This is a genomic window from Aeromonas sp. FDAARGOS 1417 (genome assembly GCF_019046985.1).
Classification (GTDB): Bacteria; Pseudomonadota; Gammaproteobacteria; order Enterobacterales; family Aeromonadaceae; genus Aeromonas; species Aeromonas veronii.
The window spans coordinates 1,926,766-1,951,689 of the sequence record NZ_CP077221.1 but is presented as its reverse complement, the minus strand read 5'-3'; the positions used below and the strand labels follow the sequence as shown (position 1 = coordinate 1,951,689).

The 24,924-nt window shown below is 60.4% G+C and carries 24 protein-coding genes; 12 read left to right on the top strand and 12 right to left on the bottom strand.

The genetic code is table 11. From position 1 onward, the window contains the following. Positions 1-258: 258 nt before the first annotated feature. The 3 genes from I6L47_RS08790 (at position 259) to I6L47_RS08780 (ending at position 3,964) form a co-directional block, all read left to right on the top strand. Positions 259-906, top strand: a complete 648-nt coding sequence (locus I6L47_RS08790) for a disulfide isomerase DsbC N-terminal domain-containing protein (RefSeq protein ID WP_005335146.1) — start codon at positions 259-261, stop codon at positions 904-906. After that, positions 872-2,602, top strand: a complete 1,731-nt coding sequence (gene recJ / locus I6L47_RS08785; protein ID WP_216949118.1) for a single-stranded-DNA-specific exonuclease RecJ — start codon at positions 872-874, stop codon at positions 2,600-2,602. The genes I6L47_RS08790 and recJ overlap by 35 nt, the downstream gene beginning before the upstream one ends. A 177-nt stretch (positions 2,603-2,779) precedes the next feature. Next, positions 2,780-3,964: a MerR family transcriptional regulator gene (locus I6L47_RS08780; RefSeq protein WP_216949117.1), complete on the top strand. Its 1,185-nt coding sequence runs from the start codon at positions 2,780-2,782 to the stop codon at positions 3,962-3,964. 67 nt (positions 3,965-4,031) lie between these two features. Here the strand turns inward: I6L47_RS08780 and lnt are convergent, their stop codons facing one another. From lnt to miaB, 5 genes are all read right to left on the bottom strand, one after another. Continuing rightward, a complete protein-coding gene (gene lnt, locus I6L47_RS08775) occupies positions 4,032-5,576 on the bottom strand; it encodes an apolipoprotein N-acyltransferase (protein ID WP_216949116.1) in 1,545 nt (514 codons plus the stop codon). A 148-nt stretch (positions 5,577-5,724) separates the two neighbouring features. Then, positions 5,725-6,609 (bottom strand): CNNM family magnesium/cobalt transport protein CorC, encoded by an 885-nt coding sequence (gene corC / locus I6L47_RS08770; protein ID WP_005354092.1) that lies wholly within the window; start codon positions 6,607-6,609, stop codon positions 5,725-5,727. Between the two features lie 95 nt (positions 6,610-6,704). Beyond that, positions 6,705-7,169 carry an rRNA maturation RNase YbeY gene (gene ybeY / locus I6L47_RS08765; RefSeq protein WP_005354089.1) on the bottom strand — a complete coding sequence of 155 codons (465 nt, stop codon included), beginning with the start codon at positions 7,167-7,169 and terminating at the stop codon, positions 6,705-6,707. Next, on the bottom strand, positions 7,166-8,215 hold the full coding sequence (locus tag I6L47_RS08760) for a PhoH family protein (RefSeq protein ID WP_128814851.1): 1,050 nt from the start codon (positions 8,213-8,215) through the stop codon (positions 7,166-7,168). The genes ybeY and I6L47_RS08760 overlap by 4 nt, the downstream gene beginning before the upstream one ends. 54 nt (positions 8,216-8,269) lie before the next feature. After that, entirely contained in the window at positions 8,270-9,703 is a 1,434-nt protein-coding gene (miaB, locus tag I6L47_RS08755; protein ID WP_005335132.1) for a tRNA (N6-isopentenyl adenosine(37)-C2)-methylthiotransferase MiaB, read from the bottom strand. A gap of 265 nt (positions 9,704-9,968) precedes the next feature. Here miaB and I6L47_RS08750 point away from each other — a divergent pair, with 265 nt between their 5' ends. The 4 genes from I6L47_RS08750 (at position 9,969) to I6L47_RS08735 (ending at position 13,711) form a co-directional block, all read left to right on the top strand. Beyond that, positions 9,969-11,132, top strand: coding sequence for an FAD-dependent oxidoreductase (locus I6L47_RS08750; RefSeq protein WP_216949115.1), 1,164 nt, complete (start codon positions 9,969-9,971; stop codon positions 11,130-11,132). A gap of 49 nt (positions 11,133-11,181) precedes the next feature. Beyond that, complete coding sequence (locus I6L47_RS08745; RefSeq protein WP_216949114.1) at positions 11,182-11,748, top strand: cysteine hydrolase family protein; 567 nt, start codon at positions 11,182-11,184, stop codon at positions 11,746-11,748. A 132-nt stretch (positions 11,749-11,880) separates the two neighbouring features. Next, complete coding sequence (locus I6L47_RS08740; protein WP_216949332.1) at positions 11,881-12,573, top strand: excalibur calcium-binding domain-containing protein; 693 nt, start codon at positions 11,881-11,883, stop codon at positions 12,571-12,573. Between the two features lie 199 nt (positions 12,574-12,772). After that, the gene (locus I6L47_RS08735; RefSeq protein ID WP_005335125.1) at positions 12,773-13,711 is read left to right on the top strand and encodes a sensor domain-containing diguanylate cyclase; all 939 of its coding nucleotides are present in this window, start codon (positions 12,773-12,775) and stop codon (positions 13,709-13,711) included. A gap of 93 nt (positions 13,712-13,804) precedes the next feature. On the opposite strand, the gene I6L47_RS08730 is transcribed toward I6L47_RS08735, so the two are convergent. Further along, on the bottom strand, positions 13,805-14,713 hold the full coding sequence (locus I6L47_RS08730) for a LysR family transcriptional regulator (RefSeq protein ID WP_201907065.1): 909 nt from the start codon (positions 14,711-14,713) through the stop codon (positions 13,805-13,807). A gap of 116 nt (positions 14,714-14,829) precedes the next feature. Here I6L47_RS08730 and I6L47_RS08725 point away from each other — a divergent pair, with 116 nt between their 5' ends. After that, positions 14,830-15,075 carry a hypothetical protein gene (locus I6L47_RS08725; RefSeq protein ID WP_167573433.1) on the top strand — a complete coding sequence of 82 codons (246 nt, stop codon included), beginning with the start codon at positions 14,830-14,832 and terminating at the stop codon, positions 15,073-15,075. A gap of 20 nt (positions 15,076-15,095) precedes the next feature. Beyond that, positions 15,096-15,743, top strand: a complete 648-nt coding sequence (locus I6L47_RS08720) for an HAD-IA family hydrolase (RefSeq protein ID WP_216949113.1) — start codon at positions 15,096-15,098, stop codon at positions 15,741-15,743. A 114-nt stretch (positions 15,744-15,857) separates the two neighbouring features. Here I6L47_RS08720 and I6L47_RS08715 read toward each other — a convergent pair whose 3' ends face one another. Continuing rightward, positions 15,858-16,460 carry a nitroreductase family protein gene (locus I6L47_RS08715; RefSeq protein ID WP_047438005.1) on the bottom strand — a complete coding sequence of 201 codons (603 nt, stop codon included), beginning with the start codon at positions 16,458-16,460 and terminating at the stop codon, positions 15,858-15,860. Between the two features lie 248 nt (positions 16,461-16,708). Here I6L47_RS08715 and I6L47_RS08710 point away from each other — a divergent pair, with 248 nt between their 5' ends. Together I6L47_RS08710 and I6L47_RS08705 are read left to right on the top strand one after the other, a co-directional pair. Next, positions 16,709-18,259: a sensor domain-containing diguanylate cyclase gene (locus I6L47_RS08710; protein ID WP_162516197.1), complete on the top strand. Its 1,551-nt coding sequence runs from the start codon at positions 16,709-16,711 to the stop codon at positions 18,257-18,259. A gap of 247 nt (positions 18,260-18,506) precedes the next feature. Further along, on the top strand, positions 18,507-18,989 hold the full coding sequence (locus tag I6L47_RS08705; protein WP_043822238.1) for a YMGG-like glycine zipper-containing protein: 483 nt from the start codon (positions 18,507-18,509) through the stop codon (positions 18,987-18,989). 96 nt (positions 18,990-19,085) lie between these two features. Here I6L47_RS08705 and I6L47_RS08700 read toward each other — a convergent pair whose 3' ends face one another. From I6L47_RS08700 to I6L47_RS08680, 5 genes are all read right to left on the bottom strand, one after another. Further along, positions 19,086-20,042: a D-2-hydroxyacid dehydrogenase gene (locus I6L47_RS08700; RefSeq protein WP_021229760.1), complete on the bottom strand. Its 957-nt coding sequence runs from the start codon at positions 20,040-20,042 to the stop codon at positions 19,086-19,088. 145 nt (positions 20,043-20,187) lie between these two features. Further along, positions 20,188-20,952: a DUF3530 family protein gene (locus tag I6L47_RS08695; RefSeq protein WP_005354060.1), complete on the bottom strand. Its 765-nt coding sequence runs from the start codon at positions 20,950-20,952 to the stop codon at positions 20,188-20,190. A gap of 134 nt (positions 20,953-21,086) precedes the next feature. Beyond that, on the bottom strand, positions 21,087-21,653 hold the full coding sequence (gene efp / locus I6L47_RS08690) for an elongation factor P (protein WP_005362323.1): 567 nt from the start codon (positions 21,651-21,653) through the stop codon (positions 21,087-21,089). A gap of 45 nt (positions 21,654-21,698) precedes the next feature. After that, the gene (gene earP / locus I6L47_RS08685; protein WP_216949112.1) at positions 21,699-22,895 is read right to left on the bottom strand and encodes an elongation factor P maturation arginine rhamnosyltransferase EarP; all 1,197 of its coding nucleotides are present in this window, start codon (positions 22,893-22,895) and stop codon (positions 21,699-21,701) included. A 95-nt stretch (positions 22,896-22,990) separates the two neighbouring features. Then, positions 22,991-24,034 (bottom strand): GMP reductase, encoded by a 1,044-nt coding sequence (locus I6L47_RS08680; protein ID WP_005348017.1) that lies wholly within the window; start codon positions 24,032-24,034, stop codon positions 22,991-22,993. 381 nt (positions 24,035-24,415) lie between these two features. On the opposite strand from I6L47_RS08680, the gene I6L47_RS08675 reads away from it, so the two are divergent. Then, positions 24,416-24,910 carry a RimK/LysX family protein gene (locus I6L47_RS08675; RefSeq protein ID WP_216949111.1) on the top strand — a complete coding sequence of 165 codons (495 nt, stop codon included), beginning with the start codon at positions 24,416-24,418 and terminating at the stop codon, positions 24,908-24,910. Positions 24,911-24,924: the final 14 nt, after the last annotated feature.

Sequence of the window (24,924 nt, the reverse complement as noted above, 5' to 3'; positions counted from 1 at the left end):
CTTGTCAGGAAAAACAGAGGCTAAGCCGCGTTGTTCCTGTCGTCCTGACTAGCTTGCGGGCGTTATGAGTCCTTGGCAATCGGGGGGAACCATTTTTTTGGTACAAAGTGATATTAATTTTTTGGTAAGTAGCTGGTTGAATGATGAGCTGTGCTGCTGTAGTTTGCTGGGTCGATTCATTCATACCACGTGAGTAAACAAGTGAAGTATTTACTACTGGGAATGATGCTTTTGTGCACATTTGCTGCCAGAGCGGGGATGGATACCCAAGCCTTGAAACAGACCATCACAGCCCGGCTGGGGGTCCCCGTCTATCTGGTTGAACCGACCCCGATCGCGGGGTTGTATATGCTGGGCACCTCACAGGGGGTGCTTTACAGCGATGCCAAAGGGGATTATGTGGTGCAGGGGGTCATGCTTGATATGACCCGCGACATGAAGAACCTGACCATCTCGGGTATGCGCGAGCAGCGCCGACTTGGTCTGGCGCAGGTGGCTCATGCCCCCATCGTGCTCAAGGCCCGGGATGAGCGTCACCGGGTTGCGCTGTTTCTCGGTGAGCAGGACGCAAAGCGCCGTCAGCTCTCCGGCACCTTGCAACACCTGCAGGCATCCGGGGTGAGCGTGGCTCTCTATCCGGTGATTGATCACGCCGAACGTGCCGCCGACTGGTGCAGCGATCCCCTGCTGCAAAATGATCCGTTAAAAGCCTATTTGCCTCAAACGGCATGTAGTGAGACCCTTATCCAAAATATTGGCCTGAGCCAATGGTTGGGGGTCAAGGTACTGCCGGCCTGGGTCTCCTCCGACGGGGATCTGGTGCGCGGGTATCAGAGCCCCGAACAGCTGCTCAAGATACTGGATCATATTGATGTCCCTGCAAATCCGTCGTCGTCCGCGAGTTGATGATTCCCATCTGCCTGCCAACCTGCATCCCCTGCTTCGCCAAATCTTCGCCAGCCGTGGCGTAGAGGATCCCGCCCTGCTGGAGCGCAGCGCCAGCCAGCTGTTGCCGCCCCAGCGCCTCTATGGGATGGAGCAGGCGGTGCCGCTGCTGGCGGATGCCCTGACTGCCCAGAAACGGATCCTTATCGTCGGCGACTTTGACTGCGATGGTGCCACCAGTTCGGCCCTGTGTGTGCTGGCCCTGCGCGCCATGGGTGGCCGCCATATCGATTTTCTGGTGCCCAATCGCTTCGAGTTTGGCTACGGCCTTACCCCCGAAATTGTCGAGCTGGCGGTGGCCCGTGGCGCCGAGTTTCTGATCACGGTGGATAACGGCATCTCCAGCATCGCCGGGGTGGCTGCGGCCAAGGCGGTCGGCATGCAGGTACTGGTTACCGATCACCATTTGCCGGGTCAGGAGCTGCCTGACGCCGATGCCATCGTCAACCCGAACCAGCACGGCTGCGATTTCCCCTCCAAGTCGCTGGCCGGGGTCGGGGTCGCTTTCTACCTGATGGCGGCCCTCAACACCCATCTGCGTCAGCTTGGCTGGTACGAACGGCAAGGGTTGCGCGCCCCTAATGTGGCGGATTATCTCGATCTGGTGGCGCTTGGCACGGTGGCCGATGTGGTGGCGCTCGATGGCAACAACCGCATTCTGGTCCATCAGGGCTTGCAGCGGATCCGGGCCGGGCGCTGTCGCCCCGGCATTCAGGCGCTGGTGGATGTGTCGGGCCGCGATGGTCGTCGCCTCACCGCCGCCGACCTCGGTTTTGCACTGGGGCCACGCCTCAATGCGGTGGGTCGCCTCGATGACATGTCCCTCGGGGTCGCCTGTCTGCTCTGCGATGATCTCAATCTGGCGCGCCAGCTTGCGGCCGAGATGGACAGCCTCAATCAGGAGCGCAAGGAGATCGAGCAGGGGATGCAGCAGGAGGCCCTCGCCACCCTGGAGCAGATCCGTTTTCGCGATGGCGAGGTGCCCTCCGGCATAGTGCTGCATCGGGACGAGTGGCATCAGGGGGTGGTGGGGCTGGTGGCCTCCAAGGTGAAGGAGAAGTACTACCGCCCGGTCATCGCGTTTGCCGAGAGCAGCGAGACCGAACTCAAGGGCTCCGGCCGCTCCATCCCCGGGGTGCATCTGCGCGATGCGCTGGAGCTGCTCGATACCCGCCATCCGGGCCTGATGGGCAAGTTTGGCGGCCATGCCATGGCGGCGGGGTTGACCCTGCCCAAGACCAATATCGAGGCGTTCGGTCGGGCCTTTGAGGCGGTCATCAGCGAGCTGGTGACACCAGAGCTTTTGACCGGGGTGCTGCTCACCGATGGCGAGTTGTTGCCAGACGAGCTCAACCTCGAGCTGGCGGAGCTTATTCGCGCCTCCGGCCCCTGGGGTCAGGCCTTCCCCGAGCCGCTGTTCGACGGCGAGTTCGTGCTGGTGCAGCAGCGGCTGGTGGGGGAGAAGCACCTCAAGATGATGCTGACAACCGATTCCGGTCATGCGGTGGATGCCATCGCCTTTGGCGTCGATCTCAAGCGCTGGCCCGATGCCTCGGTCAAGCGGGTGCGGCTTGTCTACCGGCTTGACGTCAACGAGTGGCGCGGCAACCGCAGCGTGCAGCTGCTGGTGGAGCATCTGGAGGCGGCCGGTCTTTGAGCCGGTAGCATCGCTGCTCTATCGCCGCTTTATCACAGATAGCGCTGACAACGGCCACCCGAGGGTGGCCGTTTTTGTTGGCGGATCTCTGGAAAAGGGCGTTGACCTGTCTATAGCTTCACAGTTTAAGCTTGTCTCTATCGGGTCACCTGATGGCCTGCACCGTGAGTGATTGCCATGAAAATATCCGAACTGGCCCGCCGCTGCGGTCTCGCCCGCTCCACCCTGCTCTATTACGAGAAGCTGGGGGTGATTGCCGGTACCCGGGCCGCCAACGGCTATCGCCACTATGACGAGGGGGATCTGCAGCGACTGCAGATGGTTCAGGCCCTGCAGGCGGGTGGTCTCAGCCTCAAGCAGTGCCTCGCCTGTCTGGCTGGCGAGATAGATCAAGCGGCATTGCAGGCCCGGGTCAGGGAGCTGGATGAGGAGCTGGCGCGGATGCAGCGCGCCCGGGATCTGTTGGCGGATCTGGCAGGGCTGCGCCCGCGCTCCGGTGAGGAATTCAAGGCCTGGCAGCTGCAACTGCAGCGCGAGGCACCTGAGGCCTACTTCGCGTGGGTGATGAAACAGGGTTTTAGCGAGAAAGATCGCTACCACTTGCAATGGTTGAGCAAAGACATGAATGAACATGAGCGTTACATCAAGGACTTTATCCAGCTGCTGGATGGCATGAGTTACTGGGGGCCGGGGGATCGCGCCTTCACCCAGCAGCAGTTTGCCGCCTTGCCCATCCGGCCGCGCCGGATCCTCGATATGGGTTGCGGGCGCGGTGCCTCGACCATGGCGCTGGCTCAGGTGACCGATGCCGACATTGTGGCCATCGATCTGGAAGAGGAGGCACTGGCCGCCGTGGCGCACTCCGCCCGTGCTGCGGGCTTTGAGCATGTCTCCACCCTCTGTGCCAACATGGCGGCACTGCCGGACGATCTGGCACCGGCCGACCTCATCTGGGCAGAGGGGAGCGCTTACGTGATGGGGGTTGCCAATGCACTGAAGGCGTGGCGTCCGCTGCTCGCGAGCCCGCAGGCTTGCATCGTGCTGAGTGATGCGGTCTGGCTGACCGATAACCCGCCCGAGGCGGCATTGGCATTCTGGCAGCAGGATTATCCCGCCATGCAGACGCTGGCGGGCCTGCTTGAGACGGTACAAGCGGCAGGCTACCGCTGCCTGTCACACACTCCCTTGCCGATGAGCGCCTGGAATAACTATCTGGACCCTATCGAGGTCAATCTGGTGCGCTATCGTGACGAGCTGGGGGAGAGTGCTGCCTGGCAGGACTTGAGCCGGGAGGTGGCCATCCACCGCCAATATCTGGGCAGTTACGGCTATGTGATCTGCTGCCTGCAAAAAGATAAGTGATTAGCTGTCGTAAAAAAACGAGGCGCCTGCGGGCGCCTCGTTGTTTATCGGGGGTTGCGGGTGGTCATTACAGTTCGCGGGCCCAGGGGTGAGCCTTGGGGCGCAGCGCCAGCGCCAGACCCAGCAGCAGCACGGTCAGACCGTAGAGGGGCCAGCTGCCAAAGCGCATGTAGGGGGTCTCGCCGTGGGCGGGACGCACCTCGCTGCGCAGCACACCCGCTTCAAACTGCGGGATCTGGCCGATGATGCTGCCATCGATCTCGGTCACGATGGTGATGCCGGTGTTGGTATCGCGCAGCAGCGGACGAGCCAGCTCCAGCGCACGCATCCGGGCGATCTCCATATGCTGCCAGGGGCCGATGCTGGTGCCGAACCAGGCGTCGTTGGAGACGGTCAGCAGGAAGTCGGTATCCGGGTTGACGTTGCGGCGCACCTCTTCCGGGAAGATGATCTCGTAGCAGATGGCGGCGGCAAACTTGAGCCCCTTGGCGATCAGGTTGGGCTGCACTTCGTCACCCCGGCTGAAGGAGGACATCGGCAGGTTGAAGAAGGGGGCGATGGGGCGCAGCAGATCTTCAAATGGCACGAACTCGCCGATGGGCAGCAGATGGTATTTGTTGTAGCGGTTGGGGTGGCCGTAGAAGTAGGACTCCTTGCCATCCGCATCCTGTACCCCCATGCCGAGCACGGTGTTGTAGAAGCGTTGCTTATCCTCGTCGTAGTGGATGATCCCCGCCAGCAGGCCGGTCTCGTTCACCTTCATCGCCTTGTCCAGATTCTCCAGATAGGGGCCCATCGCCTTCTCTATTGCCGGGATCGCCGACTCTGGCCAGACGATGATGTCGGCATCCTGATTGTCGCGGCTCAAATCCTGATAGGTACGCACCGTGGGGGCCAGCGCCTCCGGATCCCACTTGAGGGACTGGGCGATATTGCCCTGCACCAGTGCCACCTTGACCGGCTCGCCACGGGTTACCCAGTTGAGCTGCATCAGGCCGTGAGCGCCGGCAGTCAGCAGGGCGGGCACCGCCAGCCAGAGCGGGGAGCGGGATTTCCACACCAGCCAGATAGCGGAGGCGGACAGCAACAGGGCGAGGGTGATGCCCTGCACCCCGAGAATGGGGGCAAAGCCCTTGAGGGGGCCGTCGATCTGGCTGTAACCAAACCAGAGCCATGGGAAACCGGTCATCACCCAGCCACGTAGCCAGTCAGCCACTAACCACAGGGCCGGGAAGGCGAGCAGCCAGCGGCTCCAGTGACGGCCGCCAAAGAAGCGGGCAAAGACCCAGCAGGCGAGCGTCGGGTAGAGAGCCAGATAGGCGGAGAGCCCGGCCAGCAGCACGAAGGCGACCGGCAGCGGGATGCCGCCAAACTCGGTCATGCTGACATGGATCCACCACAGCCCCGGTAAAAAGAGTCCCATGGCGTAGCCAAAACCGCGCCAGGCGGCCTGTTTCGGCGTGGCTTTGTCCAGCAGGGCGTAGAGGCCAAGCAGGGAGGGGATCACCAGCGGCCAGTAGCCGAAGGGGGAGAAGGCCAGCACTGCGATGGCACCAGAGGCCAATGCACTGAGGCTTAACAGAATTTTGGAAGTAACAGGGGATAATCTCACGGGCGATGGTGCTCGTCTTGGTGTGCAACTGGGGTCGAATGGCCGGTATCTTAACCTGTAAGCGGGGCAACGGCGAGCCTCGATGCCGGTGGCAGAGAGCACAACGCCCCGAGGTCGGGGCGTTGTTTCACACATTGAGCGGGTCTGCTTACTGCGGCTCGGATTGCGCCGCCGCATGGTGCTCGGGGATCTTCACCTGCAACTGCTGCAGACGACGCCGGTCGGCATGCATCACCTTGAACAGGTAGCCATCCAGCTCGATCTCCTCGCCCTTCTTGGGCAGGTGGCTGAAGGCGTGCATCACCAGACCGCCTACCGTATCCACCTCTTCATCGCTGAATTTGGTGCCGAAGAAGTCGTTGAAATCCTCGATCTCGGTCAGGGCGCTGATGGAGAAGACCCGCTTGCTGAGGCGGCGGATTTCGTCCGGCTCATCCTCGATGTCGTCAAACTCGTCGTCGATCTCGCCAACGATCAGTTCCAGTATGTCTTCGATGGTCACCAGACCGGAGACGCCACCAAATTCGTCGACCACGATGGCCATGTGGTAGCGCTCTTCACGGAACTCCTTGAGCAGACGGTCAACCCGTTTGCTTTCCGGCACGATCACCGTGGGGCGCAAGATTTTCTCGAGCTGCAGCGGCTCGCTGGCGTGATGGCCGCCAAACCCGAAGGGGAGCAGATCCTTGGCGAGCAGTATGCCCTCCACATGATCCTTGTCCTCGTTGATCACCGGGAAGCGGGAGTGACCGGACTCGATGATCACCGGCAGGATTGCATCCACCGGTTGGGACTTCTCGATGGTCACCATCTGGGAGCGGGGGATCATGATATCGCGCACGCGAAGATCGGCGATCTCCAGCACCCCCTCGATCATGTCCTTGGTGTCCTGATCGATGAGGTCGCGCTCTTCGGCATCGGCTATCACGTCTACCAAATCATTGCGGTCTTTTGGCTCGCCCTGGAAGAGTTGGCTGAGTTTGTCGAGCCAGGTTTTCTTCGGCGAGCCGGTACTAGGGTGATCGTCGGTCATTTTTTCTCTTGGTTACTCGCTTAAACACACTTGAAATTGTTCGGGTTATATAAGGATGGTCATCTGCTGTTTCAAGTCGATGACCGTCCGGCGTTTTACTCTTCGTCGTTCAGATAAGGATCGGCAAAACCGAGCTCCTGCATGATGTCGCGCTCAAGCGCTTCCATCTCTTCGGCTTCCTCATCCTCGATATGGTCATAACCTAGCAGATGCAGACTGCCGTGCACAACCATGTGGGCCCAGTGTGCCATGAGGGGCTTGCCCTGCTCCTCGGCCTCGCGCTCTACTACCTGACGGCAGATCACCAGATCGCCGAGCAGCGGCAGCTCCAGACCGGGTGGCGCCTCGAACGGGAAGGAGAGCACGTTGGTGGGCTTGTCCTTGCCGCGATAGGTGAGGTTGAGTTCGTTGCTCTCCGCCTCGTCGACGATACGCACCGTCACTTCAGCCTCCTGCTGGAAGCCGAGAATGGTGCCGTCGAGCCAGCCTTGCAGCTGGGCTTCGGTGGGCAGGCCGTCGGTGCTGGCACTGGCCAGTTGCAGATCTAGGGTTACGCTCATTGCTCACTCTCTTTGCTGGAGTTTGTTTGGCCAGCCACCTTCTCGGCGGCCTGTTTGGCGTCGAACGCCTCATAGGCCTGCACGATACGGGCCACCACCGGGTGGCGCACCACGTCTTTGGACTCGAAGAAGTTGAACGACAGACCATCGACCCCTTGCAGCACTTCCAGAGCATGGCGCAGGCCGGATTTGGCGTTGCGCGGCAGGTCTACCTGGGTGATATCACCGGTGACCACCGCCTTGGAGTTGAAACCGATGCGGGTCAGGAACATCTTCATCTGCTCGGTGGTGGTGTTCTGGGCCTCATCGAGAATGATAAAGGCGTCATTGAGGGTTCTTCCGCGCATATAGGCGAGCGGCGCCACTTCGATGATGTTGCGCTCCATCAGCTTCTCGACCCGCTCAAAGCCCAGCATCTCGAACAGGGCGTCGTAGAGCGGGCGCAGGTAAGGATCCACCTTCTGGGATAGATCCCCGGGCAGGAAGCCGAGCTTCTCCCCCGCTTCCACCGCCGGGCGAGTCAGCAAAATGCGGCGAATTTCCTGACGCTCCAGCGCATCCACCGCCGCCGCGACCGCCAGATAGGTCTTGCCGGTACCGGCCGGGCCTATGCCGAAGCAGATATCGTGGCGCACGATATTGGCGATGTATTGGGCCTGATTGGGGCTGCGTGGTTTGATGAGACCGCGCTTGGTCTTGACCGTCACCTCCTTGCCATAGGGGATGCTCGGCGCCGGTTCGTCATCCTGCTCCAGCACCCGCGACTCCTGAATGGCCAGATGGACCATGTCGGGAGTGATGTCGGTCACCTTGCCACCCTTGAGGGGCTGGGTTTCCACATAGAGGTGCTTGAGGATGACGGCGGCGGCATCCAGCTGGGCCGGTTTGCCCACCAGCTGGAAGTGGCTGTCACGGTAGCTGATCTCGACGCCGAGGCGGCGCTCCAGCTGCTTGATGTTGTCATCGAAGGGGCCGCACAGGCTGGCAAGGCGCTGGTTGTCGGCGGGCTCCAGATGCAGATTCAGGGTCGAGATGTGTCGGCTCAAAATATCCTCGTCTCAAGGCGCTCCCCATCCGCCGGGCGAATGGGGAGGAGGGGATTAATGGGGAGTGAAGGCGGCAACGCCCAGCTCGTCCGGTACGTTATCCGGGCGACGGGCCAGGATTTCGCTCGGGGCGGTGGCGATCCGCAGGTTCATCTCGCTCTCGCCGCGGATGAACTTGCCGCGCAGGGAGTTGGGACGCACCTCGGTGATCTCCACGTCGGCAAAGCCGCCGATCAGGGTGTGCTGGCCTTCGAAGTTGACCACCCGGTTGTTCTCGGTGCGGCCACACAGCTGCATCGGGTCGAGCTTGGAGGGCCCTTCCACCAGGATGCGCTGGGTGGTGCCCAGCATGGCGCGGCCAATCTGCATCGCCTGGTTGTTGATGACGTGCTGCAGGCGTGCCAGACGGGCTTTCTTCACTTCCATGTCGACATCGTCAGGCATGTCGGCGGCCGGGGTGCCCGGGCGCGGGCTGAAGATGAAGCTGAAGCTCATGTCGAAACCCACATCCTCGATCAGCTTCATGGTCGCTTCAAAGTCTTCGTCCGTCTCGTTCGGGAAGCCAACGATGAAGTCGGAGCTGATGGTGATGTCGGGACGGGCGGCACGCAGGCGACGGATCTTGGATTTGTACTCCAGGATGGTGTGCGGGCGCTTCATCATGGTCAGAATACGGTCGGAGCCGCTCTGCACCGGCAGGTGCAGGAAGCTGACCACTTCCGGGGTGTCTTTGTAGACTTCGATGATGTCGTCGGTGAACTCGATCGGGTGGCTGGTGGTGTAGCGAATGCGATCGATACCGTCGATGGCGGCTACCAGACGCAGCAACTCGGCGAAGGTGCAGATGCCGCCATCAAAGGTCGGGCCGCGGTAAGCGTTGACGTTCTGGCCGAGCAGATTCACTTCGCGCACGCCCTGCTGGGCGAGCTGGGCGATTTCGTAGAGCACGTCGTCCAGCGGACGGCTCACCTCTTCACCGCGGGTGTAGGGCACCACGCAGTAAGTACAGTATTTGGAGCAGCCTTCCATGATGGAGACGAACGCGGTGGCCCCTTCGGCGCGCGGTTCGGGCAGGCTGTCGAATTTTTCGATCTCGGGGAAGGCGATATCAACCTGGGCACCACGGCCCTCTTGCACTTCCTTGATCATGGCGGGCAGGCGATGCAGGGTCTGCGGGCCGAACACGATATCCACATAGGGAGCGCGCTGGCGGATGGCATCGCCCTCCTGAGAGGCAACGCAGCCACCCACGCCGATCACCAGACCGGGCTTGTTGGCCTTGAGCTTTTTCCAGCGTCCCAGCTGGTGGAACACCTTCTCCTGCGCCTTTTCGCGGATGGAGCAGGTATTGAGCAGCAAGACATCTGCCTCTTCGGGCTCTTCGGTAAGGGTGTAGCCATTGCTGGCATCCAACAGGTCGGCCATTTTGGACGAGTCATACTCGTTCATCTGGCAACCCCAGGTTTTAATGTGAAGTTTCTTGCTCATTGCTTCTCTTGACTTGTTTTGAAATCGGCATGGTCAAAGGACCGCGCATTTTACTCCGCAATCTGGATACTGCCTAGCTAATATCCAGCTGGCAATGGTGCTCACCCGATACCTGTTGCCAGCAAGCTCAATAAGCTTTCTCCTTGATTTGACGCAGCAATTCCCCGTTTGTCTCACTGTTTATCAGCCGCCCTTGCGCTATCATGCAGCCATCCGGTTCACGTCCGGGCGCTGTCGCCGGACGCACCCTTTCAGGAATAAATGTATGGAACAGTGTGATATCGCCATCGTCGGCGCCGGCATGGTGGGCGCCGCCACCGCCTGTCTGCTGGCGGCTCAGGGCCTCTCGGTGCGGGTCATCGAGACCCAACTGCCGGAGCATTACGCGCCGGAGCAGCCGCTGGATCTGCGGGTCTCCGCCATCAGTCAGGCCTCGGTGGCGCTGCTGGAGCAGGCCGGTGCCTGGCACCATCTGCAGCAGATGCGGCTCTGCCCCTATCGCCGGCTGGAGACCTGGGAGCTGGACGGTTTTGCCACCCGCTTCAATGCCGCCGATCTCGGTCTGCCCCAGCTCGGCTACATCATCGAAAACCGGCTGGTGCAGCTCGCCCTGCTCAAACGGATGGAGGATTTCCCCACCATCCAGACCCACACCCCGGCGGCGGTGACCAGCCTGCGCCAGAGTGCAGATGAAGCTGTGCTGACTCTGGACGACGGCACCGAGCTGGCGGCCCGCTGGGTGCTGGCTTGCGATGGTGCCGAATCCCACACCCGCAAGCTGGCGGGTATCGGCGTATCGCGCTTCGAGTACCGCCAGCACTGCATGTTGATCAATATCGACACCGACTTTGCGCAGGAAGATATCACCTGGCAGCAGTTCACCCCGAGCGGCCCGCGCGCCTTCCTGCCACTACCAGGCCAGCACGGCTCTCTGGTGTGGTATGACAGCCCGGCCCGGATCCGGGCGCTGGCAGCCATGAGCAACGAGGCGCTCGCCGCCGAAGTGCGCCGCCACTTCCCGAGTCGGCTCGGTGGGTTCACCGTCACCGGCAAGGGGAGCTTCCCGCTGGTGCGCCGCCACGCCAACGACTATCACGTCGGTCGGGTGGTGCTGCTTGGCGATGCTGCCCACACCATCAACCCGCTGGCGGGGCAGGGGGTCAACCTCGGCTTCAAGGATGTGGCCTGCTGGACTGATCTGCTGCAAGGAGCTGGCGCCGACTGGCATCAGCTGGCGTTGGCCGAGCGTTACGAGCGACGCCGTCGCCCCGACAACCTGCTGATGCAGTCGGGAATGGATCTCTTCTACGGGGTATTCAGCAACGAGATTGGCCCCCTCAAGCTGGCCCGCAATCTGGCCCTCAATCTGGCGGACAAGGCAGGCCCGTTCAAGGAGATGGCGCTGCGCTATGCACTGGGGCTGGTTTGACAGGTCGGAATCAGATAACACGGGCTGAATGCGCGAAGGAGCAAAGGTGATGAACAAGGCACTGCTGGTGATCGATTTTATCAACGACATCGCCCACCCCGACGGGCGCATCGCCGCCTCCGCAGCCCATGTGCTGGAGCAGGATGCCATCGCGCATGCTAATCAGGCGCTGGCCCATGCCCGTGCCAACGGCTGGCTGGTGGTGCTGATCAAGGTGGGCTTTGACGGCGGCTATCAGCTGCAACCCAAGGGCTCCCCCATGTTTGGTCGCGCTCACCAGTTGGGGGCGCTCTCTTTGGCTGACAGCGGCACCGACTTTCATCCTGGTCTGGATGTGCAGCCTGGCGATCTGGTGCTGACCAAGCCCAGGGTCAGCCCCTTCTATGGCACGGCGCTGGAGCCTGCGCTGCGGGCCAATCACATCGACCACCTCCATCTGTGCGGGGTGAGCACCAGCTGGGCCATTCAGGCGGCAGCGCGGGATGGTCATGACAGGGACTACGCCATTACCATTCTGGAGGATGCCTGCGCCGCCGCAGATGCCACCGAGCATCACACCTCGCTGCGGATGCTGGGCCGTATCGCCGAGATCATCAAGGTGTCCCGGCTGGCTTGATCCTTAACGCAGGCAGCACCCGAGCACCGTGTTGAGATTGACTCAGCGGCCCTCTGTCGGGCCGCAGCGCTTTTGGGCAACATGATTGTCGGGCAATATAGTGCTCACATGGATAACAACAAGGATGGACAGATGCGTTATCAGGGACGGATCGCGAGCTGGAACGAGGCGCGCGGCTTTGGATTTATTACGCCGGAGCAAAATGGCGCCGAGCAGATAATCAATGGATCACGCAGTGCAGGGCTGTTTGTGCATGTTACTGCGCTGCAATCAGATGGTCGCTTGCCCGAGCCGGGGGAGCGTGTCACCTATCTGATCGGCAGTGGCCAGGATGGCAAACCGAGGGCGTTACAGGTTTTTTTCCCCGATCGCCCGCTCACGTTGGCGGATGCAGTGCCGTCGGCCGCACCATCAGCAGCAAGATCGACCGCATCATCAGCGGCGCCATCGTTTCGGGCGGCAAGTCAGCCGCCACGACCCACCTCGACCAGAGAGCGAAGTAACCCCTATCGACGTCGCAAGAGCAGTTGGAGTGGAAAACTGATCCCCCTGCTGGTGCTCGTCGGCCTCTTTTCCATCTATTCCCGTTTCTCGGCCGAGTCGATGGCGCCATTGCCGGTCTCATCTTTCAATCAGAAGGAGGTCAGCACCACTGTGAGCACGCCACAGACAACGACCTTTATTCGCCAGTGTGATGGTCGGCAGCATTGCTCCCAGATGACCTCCTGCGAGGAGGCAACCTGGTTTTTACAAAACTGCCCTGGTACCAAGATGGATGGGGAAGGAGATGGCATCCCCTGTGAAAATCAGTGGTGTGGTCATTAAATGTGACTTATCAGATACATATGCTCATGATGTGCTCTTGTTATCCGGAACAGGGAAACTGGCCTGAAACCTTGCCGGATGATGTGCGATGGTGAAATTTGGTCTCAGTTGGCTAAGTGGGAACGGGGTGCTTTACTCTATCTGCTGACTTAATTGTTAATAGATGGCGGTATGCCACTTTTGCCACAGGATGGCCACCATGGCGGATGATATACAGACGCGGCAGAGTCACTTCGCCGAGCGAGCCCATCATCTGGCTGCGCTGCTGGATTCGCTGGAAGACCAGATATCGGTGATAGATCGGGATGGCGTGATCCATTACACCAATCTCGCCTGGGATCTGTTTGCCGAGCAAAACGGCATGCCCAAGGGATATAACTGGATTGGGGTCAATTACATGGGGGCTTGTGACGCTGAATCCGAGCCCTCTGGATTGGCTGCCGTGGAGGGGATCCTCCGGGTTATCCGTCATCAGCAGGAGAAGTTCTATCTGGAATACCCCTGCCACAGCCCCGACACCCAGCGCTGGTTTATGATGCGAGTCGCGCCGGTACCCGGGCTTGATGCCGAGTATTTTTCCATCGCCCATATCAATATCACCGAGCGCAAGCTGCTGGAGCTGGAAGTTGCCAGCCTCTCCCAACATGATCCCCTGACCGGGCTGGCCAATCGGCGGCTGTTCAACAGCTTTTTGCATAACGAGTGGCGGCGCAGCATGCGTGAACATACTCCGCTCTCCCTCATCATGCTGGATCTGGATAACTTCAAGGCGTGCAATGACCATCTTGGTCATCAGATGGGGGATGGCTCCCTCCAGCTGGTGGGCCATCTTCTGCAGTCCTTCTGCCAGCGTCCGGCGGATCTTCCCTGCCGTTTTGGTGGGGACGAGTTTGCCCTGATCCTCGGCAATACCGATCGAGATGCGGCCCAGCGGATTGGAGAGGAGATCCGCCAGGCCATCAACGATCTCGACATAGTGGTGGCAAATAATATTCAGCTTAGCGCCAGCATTGGCATTGCTACCTACACGGCAGAGCAACTGCTGGAGGGGGAAGGGGCGTTGCTGGCCGCGGCCGATGCGGCGCTTTATTGCGCCAAGGGGGCGGGTAAAAACCGTAGTCACTGCGCCAGCTGTTGAGCCGCATTGCCGCTTTTGTCCTGCATGCGCCCCCTTCTGGGGGCGCACTGTTTTTTGGTTGGTCACGGTGTTAGCAACCAGCGAGCGTTGGTTTCAGCGCTCGGGTGTGGCCGACACCGGCAGGGGATGGCTGGCGATCACCTGCCTGACGAAGTGATCCCGGATGGGGTCGGCAAAGTCCGGATTCCATACCATGCTGACTTCCCACTCGGAGCTGGGACCAGAGAGAGGATAGAGGGTGACATCGGGTCCTGCGATAAAGCTGACGCTGCGCGGCAGGATGGCATTGCCGATGCCCGCCGCGACCAGCGCCACCAGCGTCTGGATATCTTCGGCCTCCTGAACCATGCCGGTCAGCCGATTGGCGCCGAGAAAACCGGCGATCTGCTGGCTGAGCCCAGGGCAGCGGTGGCCCACCATCTGCAACAGGGGTTGACTGGTCAGTGCCTGCTGGACGTCGAATGCGGCCGGGTCTGGCTCGGTCATCCGTGTCGGCACCGCCAGCACCAGCCGGTCGATCAGCAGTCTGTGTTCCTGCAACTGGGGCATCTGAGGTCTGCGCATAAAGCCAAGCTGCAACTGGCCGGAGAGCAACTGCTCCTGCTGGATGGCGGAGGGCATATCCTGCAGATGGACCATCACGTCCGTGACCTGCTGTTTGAAGCGGGCCACCAGCGCAGGGGCCAGTGCGAAACTCGACAGACCGAAGCCAATTTTGAGTCGACCGGCCACGCCGCTCGCCACCGCCAGCGCATGGCTTTCGAACTCCCGACCGTGCTCGACCAGCGCACTCGCCTGAGTGAGCAGCTGGGCACCGAGTGCTGTCAGCTCGGCACCGTGGCGGCCCCGTTTGAACAGGGTGCAGCCCAGCGTCTGCTCCAGCCCCTGGATCTGCTTGGTGAGGGCCGGTTGGGTGATAAAGAGGCGGCTGGCCGCTTCCCGGTAGTTGGCGGTGTCGGCCAGCGTCACAAACGCATGTAGTTGCCTCAAGTCGAATTTCATTCCAATTGGTTATCCAAGGTGGCGATTTATTGATTATAAATTATCTAATCGCCTTGTTCTAATGGCTCGGCAAGGGGGGAATCGCCCTCCTCTGAACCGGAACAAGGAGCCATATCATGTCTACCCAACGCTATCTCTTTTTGATCAAGGGCACGCTGGTGCTGGCCCAGCCATTGGCGGCCCCGGAGACGGGGGAGCTGCTCGCCAGCCTGCTGCAACAGGGTTTTGTGGTCGGCCCCTTGCTGGTGTGGGCTGGCAGTGCCGAGCAGGCGCTCGCTTGTTATGAGCGTGCCGCCCAGCAGCAGGCCCTTGCCGATGCGCTCTCTGGCTCTCTGCCCGAGTTGGCCGGGGTGTCTGTATGAGAGCCTGTATGAGTGCTGGCATGAACACGATCACCCTGTCTGTATCCGCCCTGCTGCTCGATATGGATGGCACCCTGGTCTGCTCGACCGGCGATGTGGAGAAGGTGTGGCGGCTCTGGTGCCAGCATCATCAGCTTGCCCCAGAGCCGGTGCTGGCGATGTGCCACGGCATGCGCTCGCGTGAGGTGATCCGGGCGCTGGCCCCGCAGCTGGATGTGGAGCGGGAAGCGGCGCGGCTCGACGAGCTGGAGATGCAGCATACCGGCGGTGACGCCATCGCAGGGGCTGGCGAGTTGCTGGGCCGTTTGTCGCCAGAGCTTTGGGCCATCGTGACCTCCGCCAGTGAGCGGGTTGCCCATCACCGCCTGAATTGTGCCGGTTTGCCGCTGCCCAACCTGCTGGTGGGGGCCGAAGCTGTGATCAATGGCAAGCCCGATCCCGAGCCATATCTGCTGGGGGCTGAACGGCTTGGCGTCTCGCCCGCTCATTGCTTGGTGTTCGAGGATGCCCCGGCCGATATCGAGAGTGCCCTGCGTGCAGGTTGCACCGTGGTGCAGGTAGGGGGCGATGCGCCGCTCAATCCGGCGGTGGTGGCGGTGATCCGCGACTGGTGCGAGGTGAAGGTGGAGCCTAGGGAGGCGTCCCTGTTGGTGACGCTGCCCGCCTGAGCGGTGGATAGAGCGCGTTATGACCGCAGATTGCGGTATGAACCATCGCCATCAACACTGTATGCCGCAATAAAAACGCCCCCGAGATGCGGGGGCGTTTTGCTTTCTCAACGGTTATTTGAAAACGCGGAAACGGGTAGCGTCGTCGATAAAGGTCTTGTCGCCGGCCGGTTGCTTGATGCTGCCAAAGGGCATCTGGGCACGCAGCAGCCAGCTGGCGGGCAGGTTCCACTCCTTGCGTACCGCCTCGTCGATGAGGGGGTTGTAGTGTTGCAGGGAGGCACCTACTTTCTCCTGCGCCAGCGTCGTCCAGACCGCAAACTGGGCGATGCCGGTGGCATGTTCCGACCAGATGGGGAAGTTGTCGGCGTAGAGGGCAAATTTTTGCTGCAGATCCTTGATGACATCGGTGTCTTCGAAGAACAGCACGGTACCAAAGCCTGCGCGGAAGCTGCCATCTACCTTGGCCTCACTCTGGGCGTAGGCCTCCGGCGGCACAATCTTTTTCAGCTCGGCTTTGACGATATCCCACAGCTTGTGGTGCTGGGCGCCAAACAGGATGACGGCACGGGAGCTCTGGGAGTTGAAGGAGGAAGGGCTGTGTCTGATGGCATCCTGGATCAGGGCCGTCAGCCGCTCCGGCGTGTGGGACACCTGGTCGCCCAGGGCATAGATGGTACGACGTGCTTTGATCTGTTCGATAAACGGACTGCTCATAACATCTCCTTGTTCTGCTTGGCGTTGCAGCCGGTGATGGACGGTGTGTCCAGCGCCTGCCGAATCAGGTATAGACTATAACACCCGCAATGCAGAGCGGGGTTAACCTGGGGTAACTAGCGTTTTTCCTGTCAGTTGATATTCGTTTGCGAACCTTGAAGTTTCGTTAATGTTGGAAATGTCATTTAAGGGGCGCGAAAGTGATATTAATCAATGATTCACTCTCCTTTCTCTCCCACAATCCCCGTATGTTTTCTTGGTTCGGATGTGATGTGAGCCGTTCGTATCTCAATAAACGCTACTATGTGCTGGTCCCCCTCTCTGCATTGATTGGTTTGATGATCCTGATAGTGACGATCATCATGGCTATTGCCAGCTATCTGAGGGATATCGACATGACGGTATCCGGTTTCGGCCACATGGCATCCTCCGTTGAAGCGTCCCTGATCCACGAGATGGTGAAGGTCAATGAGCGGCAACTGGCGGTGCTGGAGGCCTCGCTCGACAAGGAGAAGATCGCTCGCGGCGGGCTGGCCGACTCCCCCATCTGGGCCATTGCGCACAAGATCAAACCAGGCAACCACTACATCTACTTTTACAACCTGAACGCGGATCGTATCGACAGCTACCCGGACTGGCTACCGCCCCCCGGTTATCAGGCGGCGCTGCGACCCTGGTATCAGGTGACCACCATGCCGGGCGACGAGCTCGTCTGGTTTGGCCCCTACCCTGAATACAATACCAATGAACTGATACTCAGCCTGATTAAACGGGTGCGGGACGATCAGGGGCAACTGCTGGGGCTGCTGATGGTCGACATGTCGTTCGACTCGCTGCAGCAGGCGCTACAGCGGACGGTTGGTGGCAATCAGGCCGCACTCTATCTTACCTTGCGCGACAGCGGCCAGCTGGTGGTGGGCAGCAATATGGATCTGCTGGCAGATCATCCCATCGAGCAACATCAGGGCCAGCAGTGGCTCGGTCTGGATGTGTTGTGTCATGGCACTTTCCTTAAGCGCGAGCTGGCGGATATTGGCTGGGATCTCAATATCTATCTGCCGCCCGTGCTGTTTCGCAACAGCCTCTATGAGGCGCTGCAGATGGTGGTTTTGCCATTGATCTCCCTGTTTGCCATCTGGTGTTGCACGCTGAGTCTGCTGGTGCGGATCTTCCGCCAGGAGCAGGCGCTGGTGTCGGGGTCACTGACCGGTATCGTGCGCAATCTGGAGAGTTCTCCCCCTATCACCAAGGCCAATACCTGGTTTGTGCGACGCAGCCTGAACGAGATCGATCAGGTCAGGGCCAGCTTCCTCAAGGGGCAGGATGCGCTGTTGCGGGACCCTCTGACCGGTATCATGAACCGGCGAGCCTTCGAGCAGCACAAGAGCGCGCTGGAGCTGAGGGGGGAGCGCTTCTGGCTGCTGCTGTTTGATATTGATCACTTCAAAGGACTCAATGACAGTCGGGGTCATGCCTTCGGCGATCAGGTGCTGTGTCGGGTGGCCAACTGTCTTGCTGATGTGCTGGGGGTGAGCACGGTTTACCGGATTGGTGGCGATGAGTTTGCCGCTCTGCTGCAACAGCCACAGGATGAGTTGGCGGAGAAGCTCAATTGTCTGCTTGACGTGGTGCGACATCAACAGTGGCGTGAGCACAAGGGACAGGTCACCTTGAGTATCGGCGGCGCCTGCCATTCACCCGTTGCCGACCCCATCTTCGAGCGTGCTGATGCAGCCCTTTATCGTAGCAAGGAGGCTGGCCGGGACTGCTGGCATCTGGCGGATGAGGCTGCTGACTGACAGCTTTTGTCCCAGCGCGGCGGGTCTGTGCCGGGACACGACAACCAGATTGTGGGGCGCCCAGCCGTAATAGTTTGGCTTTTTGGTGATTTTAATCTTTAAATTCAATTGCTTGATCTTACTCTTCCATTTTGGGCGGTGGCCGTGCGGCCATTGACTGTCGCATCCCTCATTTCTGCTGGCTGGCGAACCCCGTGGCACTTTGTATAGTGCCGCTGAATATTAATCAGGTTTGACAGGAGTACCCATGGAGATGAATTCGCGTGCTCTTCGCGCACTGGCACTGCTGGGCGCCTTGCTGGCTGGCAGCGCGACCGTGCACGCCTCCGAGACCCTCAATACCATTTTGGGTGGCGGCGCAGGTGGTGTGGCGGGCACCATGATCGGCAAGGAGCTGGGTGGCGATACCGGTGCGCTGGTGGGGGCTGCGTTGGGCGGTGCTGCCGGTGGGGCTGCGACGGCCAACAAGGGCAACAAGAATGAAGCGGCCCTTGGCGGCGCGGTGGGGGCGCTGGGCGGTGCCGCCATCGGCAAGAGTGTCGGTGGTGATACCGGTCAGCTGATCGGCGCCGGGGTCGGCGGGGCGAGCGGTTCGGCCATCGGTGCCAAGACCGGCGATGGTCATAAGAGCCAGGATCGCTATTACGATGATGACGACGATCATCACCATCACAAGCACCACAAGAAGTACAAAAAGCATAAGAAGCACAGATGGCATGACGACGATTGATGCGTGTGCAGTGAGTGCGGAAGATGCAAAACGGGGCCTGTTGGTCCCGTTTTGCATGGTGTGGTCACTCGATTTTGCGGTGACTCGCTCGTGCGGTTACACCAGCCGGTGCTGGCGGCGACCGGCGGCAAAGGCGTTGATGTTGTCGATAAGCTGGTCGGCCAGTCGCTGCATCGACTCCTCGCTGGCCCAGGCCACATGGGGGGTCAGAATGAAGTGGGGGTATTGCAGCGCCTTCATCAAGGGATGGTCGGGGGGCGGGGGTTCGACGCTCGCCACATCGAAACCGGCGCCACCGAGGCGGCCGTTGGCCAGCGCTTGCAGCAGCGCCTCCTCATCCACCAGCCCACCGCGGCCGACGTTGATCAGCAGAGCGCCCGGTTTCATCAGATCCAGCTCCCGCTCGCCAATGAGGTTGCGGGTGTAGGGGGTGAGCGGGCAGTGCAGGCTGATCACATCCGAACTTTGCAGCAACTCGTCGAGGGGTAGGCGATCCTCGTCGTGACTGGTGCCGACCTGGCTCTGGGCGTAACGCACTGTCATCCCCATCCCTTTGGCCCGCTCGCCAAGCGCCTGTCCCAGAGTTCCCTTACCGATGATGCCAAGCTGCTTGCCGTGCAGATCCATGATGTTGTGGTCGAAAAAGCAGAACTGGCCGCTCTGTTGCCAGCGCCCCTCCAGCAGCGACTGGCGCCAGCAGAAGAGGTTGCGCGACAGGGCCAGCATCAGCGCCATGGCATGCTCCGGCACCGAGGGGCCCGAGTAATTGCGGATATTGCACACCCCGACGTTGGCGGCGCGGCACGCTTCCAGATCCACGTTGTCACTGCCGGTGGCGGCCAGGGCGATGAGTTTGAGCTCAGGCAGCTGGGCCAGTTCGGCGGCGCCGATCCGTACTTTGTTGATGATAGCGATGCTGGCATCTTTGAGCCGTTCCACCACCTGTTCCGGGGTAGTACTTGGATAGCTCTGCCAGTGGTGGGGGAAGTCGGGGTGATGCAGGGTGATGCCCGCATCCAGGGTATCGCTGTCGAGAAACACAATCTGCTGCATGGGCCTTCCTGCCATTGTTCAGGTTCGAGAGGCCATGATGCCAAAGAGGATGCAGTCAGGGCCAGCCCGCCGCCGTGGCAGGGTTGGGCTTTATCCGGCAGATGTGAGCTGGCGCGCGCTTTATTGCGCCACGGTGACGGCTGGTTTAGAGCCAGCCCAGATGGTTGAGCCAGCCCTGAATGCGGGTGGGGGTTTCCTCCAGCTCCATCAGGGCATAGGGGCGATAGTTGAGCTTGTTGCTGCGCCGGCTCTCGCTTTTGCGGGCCTCGGCGGCTAGCAGGGGCCAGCGACCGCCATCCTCCTGATAGAGATCGAGTGTGGGGATGGCTGCTTGAGCCACCTGTTTGGCCAGGGTCTGGTTGCTCTGTTGGTTGGGGAAGAAGCCATCGAGCAGCACCAGCGCGTCGGGGGCGGGCAACTGTTCGCTGGCGATGAGGTTGGCTGTCCAGGCGGCGCCGGTACCTTGCGCCAGGATCAGCTTGAAGCCCCCCTCCTGCAGCTTGGCATCCGCCAGCTTGCTGATCCGCTCGGCAAACTGCTTGCGAAATGCATCGCTGTTTTTCGCTTTTTTCTCGGCGGCTGGGTCCAGTTCGGTCTGCTGGGGGGAGGGGAGCAGCAGCAGGGTATCAAAGCCCAGTCGACCAAGGGCGCGAGTCAGTTGCCAGAGCTGGCCGCTGCGCTGCCAGTCGGGTAGTAAAATGGCGAGCCCCAGATAGTTTTCACTGTCGTGTTTGGCGAACAGCACTGTCTGCTTGTCGATTTGGGTAGCATCGGGCAACCCTTTCCAGTCGCTGGCTTGCCAATGGTCGAGGGGCATAGGTTCGGCAACGGGGGGCGCAACCTCACTCGCCTCTGCCCCATGGCCAGCCAGCAAGGTCAATAACAGCAGTGATAAGGATAATCTGGCCATAGTGTGCTCCCCCGGTTATCTGGGTTAGCGGCGGCGGCGGGATTTTCTGAAGGCGGGCGGTGTGATGGCAACCCGGAGGCAATAAAAAAGCGAGCCGTTGGCTCGCTTTTTTGCAATCAATTCAAAGCGGTCAATTAGTTGACGCGACGCTTGAATTCGCCGGTGCGGGTATCGATTTCGATCTTGTCACCGATCTCTACGAAAGCGGCAACAGCCAGCTCGTAGGTAGTGCCTTTCAGACGGGCAGGCTTGGTCACTTTACCGGAGGTGTCGCCACGGGCAGCCGGCTCGGTGTACTCAACTTCGCGCACGATGGTGGTCGGCAGTTCTACGGAGATGGCTTTCTCGTTGTAGAAAGTCACTTCGCAGATGTCTTCCATGCCGTCTACTAGGTAGTTCAGCACGTCACCCAGGTTGTCTTTCTCTACGTCGTACTGGTTGTACTCGGTGTCCATAAAGACATACAGGGGATCGGAGAAGTAGGAGTAGGTGCACTCTTTACGTTCCAGCTGAACAACGTCCAGCTTGTCGTCGGCCTTGAAGACGGTCTCGGTAGCGCTGCCGTTCAGCAGGCCCTTCAGCTTCATTTTGACCACGGCGGAGTTACGGCCGGATTTGTTGAATTCAGCCTTCTGAACCACCATCGGCTCGGTGCCGATCATGACTACGTTACCAGCGCGGATTTCCTGTGCGGTTTTCATGTAAAAAATTCCTGTTCGTGAAACGGACGGATAAAAACTGCCAGATTATATACGGCTTTCTAAAAATTTCACCAACCGTGTGACGAGATCCCCATCCCGGAGCAACTTCTGTGACCAGCTTCGCCCATGTTGCTGCCAAATGGCGCTATATCGGGGCCATTGGGCCCAAAGTTCGCCGCAATCTTCACCACGGTTGAGGGCAAGATTGAACCGGCGCAGCCATTGAGCGCAATCGACAGGCAGATCAGCAAGATAGTGGTCGAGGAACTGCTCCAGCTTGACCAGATGGGCCTCCTCCTCCTGTTGGTAGATATGCCAGAGGAAAGGGCGAGCGGCCCACTGGGCCCGCACGAAGGAGTCCTCCCCGCGCACCAGATTGAGATCGCAGCTCCAGAGCAGTCGATCGTAACCGGCCTGATCTGTCATCGGCAGCAGCTTGATGGTGAGGTTGCCCGCGTGGAGCAGATCCCCCGCTTGGGCGGTGGTGATGGCATCTGCCAGACCGGCACCGGTGAGCACATCGTTGAGAGAGCGCCCCAGCGGCAGCAGTAGGGTGACGGGCGTGGCGCTCTGGCACCAGCTCTCGACCAGACTCTTCAGCGCATCGCTCTCGTAGGTAAAGAGGCTGACCCGCAGCTCGTGCTCTTGCTTGGGCGGCAAACCGAGACTGGCCCAGTAGGCTGCCAGTCCCGCATCATCTTGCTGCCACAGCTCCCGTTCGGCGATGAGGTCGTGCTCGCACAACAGGCCGCCGGTTTTAGCGGTAAAGCCCGGGAAGAAGAAGTATTTGTTGAGGCTTTTATTGCCAACACGCTGGGGCGAGGCGAGGCCGTGGCAATCCTCGACCCAGCTCTCTGCCGAGAGGTACTCCAGATTGATCCAGCATGGGGGGCTGGGTTGGCTCGCCATCAGCTCTATGAAGGGGGCGGGCAGATCGCAGGCAAAGGCCTCGATCACCACTCTGGCCGGGGTCATGTCGGTCGGCAGGGGCTCATGCCAGTGCTGGATATAGATGCCATCGACCCACTGGCCATCCTGCGCCGGGTCGAGACCCGGACAGATGCGGGCAAAGCTTGCCAGATCGTCCACCCAGAGCCGCACCTGAACCTTATTGCCATGTGCCGCTATATTCCCCTCCCGTTTTAGCTGGCGGGCGAGTCGCCAGGTGACACCGATGTCGCCGAAGTTGTCGACGACGCAGCAGAAGATGTCCCAGTCAAACGGGGGCAGGGGAGTTGTCATGGCTCGGGATCCCGGATGCAAAAAAACCGGTGCGCAGGGTAGCACACCGGTTGGCTGGCTTCTAACCGTCAGCGCGTGACGGTCTCTGCGGCAGGTTACTCCTTGCCGTAGACGTTGTTCTCTTGCTCGCGTACCCGGATAAAGGTGGTGCGCTTGGTGAGCTCTTTCAGCTGGCTGGCACCCACGTAGGTACAGGTGGAGCGCACGCCGCCCAGAATGTCGCGCACGGCGTTCTCGACCGGGCCGCGGTAGGGCAGCAGTACGGTTTTACCCTCGGAGGCACGGTACTCGGCGACGCCGCCGGCATGTTTGTCCATGGCGCTGGAGGAGCTCATGCCGTAGAACTTCATGAAGGGCTCACCGTCTACATCGACGATCTCGCCACCGCACTCTTCGTGGGCTGCCAGCATGCCGCCCAGCATGACGAAGTCGGCACCGCCGCCGAACGCTTTGGCGACGTCGCCCGGGCAGGTGCAGCCACCATCACCGACGATCTGGCCGCCAAGGCCGTGGGCCGCATCGGCACACTCGATGATGGCGGAGAGTTGCGGATAGCCGACGCCGGTCTTGACGCGAGTGGTGCAGACAGAGCCCGGGCCGATGCCAACCTTGACGATGTCGGCGCCAGAGAGGATCAGCTCTTCGACCATCTCGCCGGTCACCACGTTGCCCGCCAGAATGACGTGGTTGGGGCAGGCTTCACGAATTTTGCGCACGAACTCGACGAAGTGTTCGGAGTAGCCGTTGGCCACATCGACACAGATGAAGCGCAGCGCTTCGGACATGGCGAGGATCTGGCGGGTCTTGGCGAAATCTTCAGCCGAGGTGCCGGTGGAGACCATCACATGGCCCAGCAGCGCCGGGTCGGTCTCGTTGACGAAAGCTTGCCACTGCTCAAGGCTGTAGTGCTTGTGTACCGCGGTCATCATCTCGAAACCGGCCAGCGTGCGCGCCATGGCGAAGCTGCCGACGGTATCCATGTTGGCGGCGATGACGGGTACGCCTTGCCATTGGGTCTGAGTGTGTTTGAAGGTGAACTGACGGGTCAGGCTTACTTGGGAACGGCTCTTGAGAGTAGAGCGCTTGGGGCGGAACAGGACATCCTTGAAACCGAGCTTCAAGTCTTCTTCGATACGCATTACAAATTCCTTATTGAGCCTTGTTGAAAGTCACTTTTGCAGTGGCAAATTTTCGGCAGGCGCAAAAAAACCGGTGGTTTTCAGGCCCTCCGGTTTACAACAGTGTAGGCAAAAATCCCTTCAGAACAAGACTGATAATTTGTAAATCCTTGTGGTAGCCTTTGGCGTCACAACCTGAGGTTAACCACCAGTTTCATCCAGCACCGTTCGGTGCCTTGCTCTCCTTCGATATTCCCGCCCGCTTGGGCCGCCGTTCGGCCACTCTTTGTCGTCTCTCTCCTGACCCGCCAGATATTATCCAAGTAGCTGAAATAAATCGGATTGACCCACAATGGGACTGTGGTAGATCTGGGCGCAGGATTGACAAGGCAGGGCAGTAAAATGGGCAAGATGATGGTGGGGATCACCCTGATGCTGGCACTGTGTGGCAGTGCGCTGGCTGAGACCCCGACCAGCTATGGCTGGATCGAGAAGGGGCTTATTTTGCCTAGCGGCGTGGCGGTGAAGATGAAGCTTGACACCGGAGCGCTCACCTCTTCCCTCGATGCACGCGCCATCACCAGATTCAAACGGGATGGCAAGCCCTGGGTGCGCTTCATGCTGGTGGTGACCGATGCCGACAGCGGCAAACTGGTCAAACAACAGTTCGAACGGAGGGTCGAGCGCAGCGTGACGGTGCGCGGTGCGGGCGGTATGGAGCAGCGGCCAACGGTGACCATGTCCATCTGTCTGGGGGACAAGGTGTATGAGGAGTGGTTCACCCTGCGGGATCGCAGCAAGATGATCTATCCGGTGCTGCTGGGCCGACGTCTGCTGGCGGAGCTGGGCCCGGTGGACTCCAGTCGAACCTTTACCGTACAGCCCGCCTGCCGTTAGGGGCAATTTCGGCG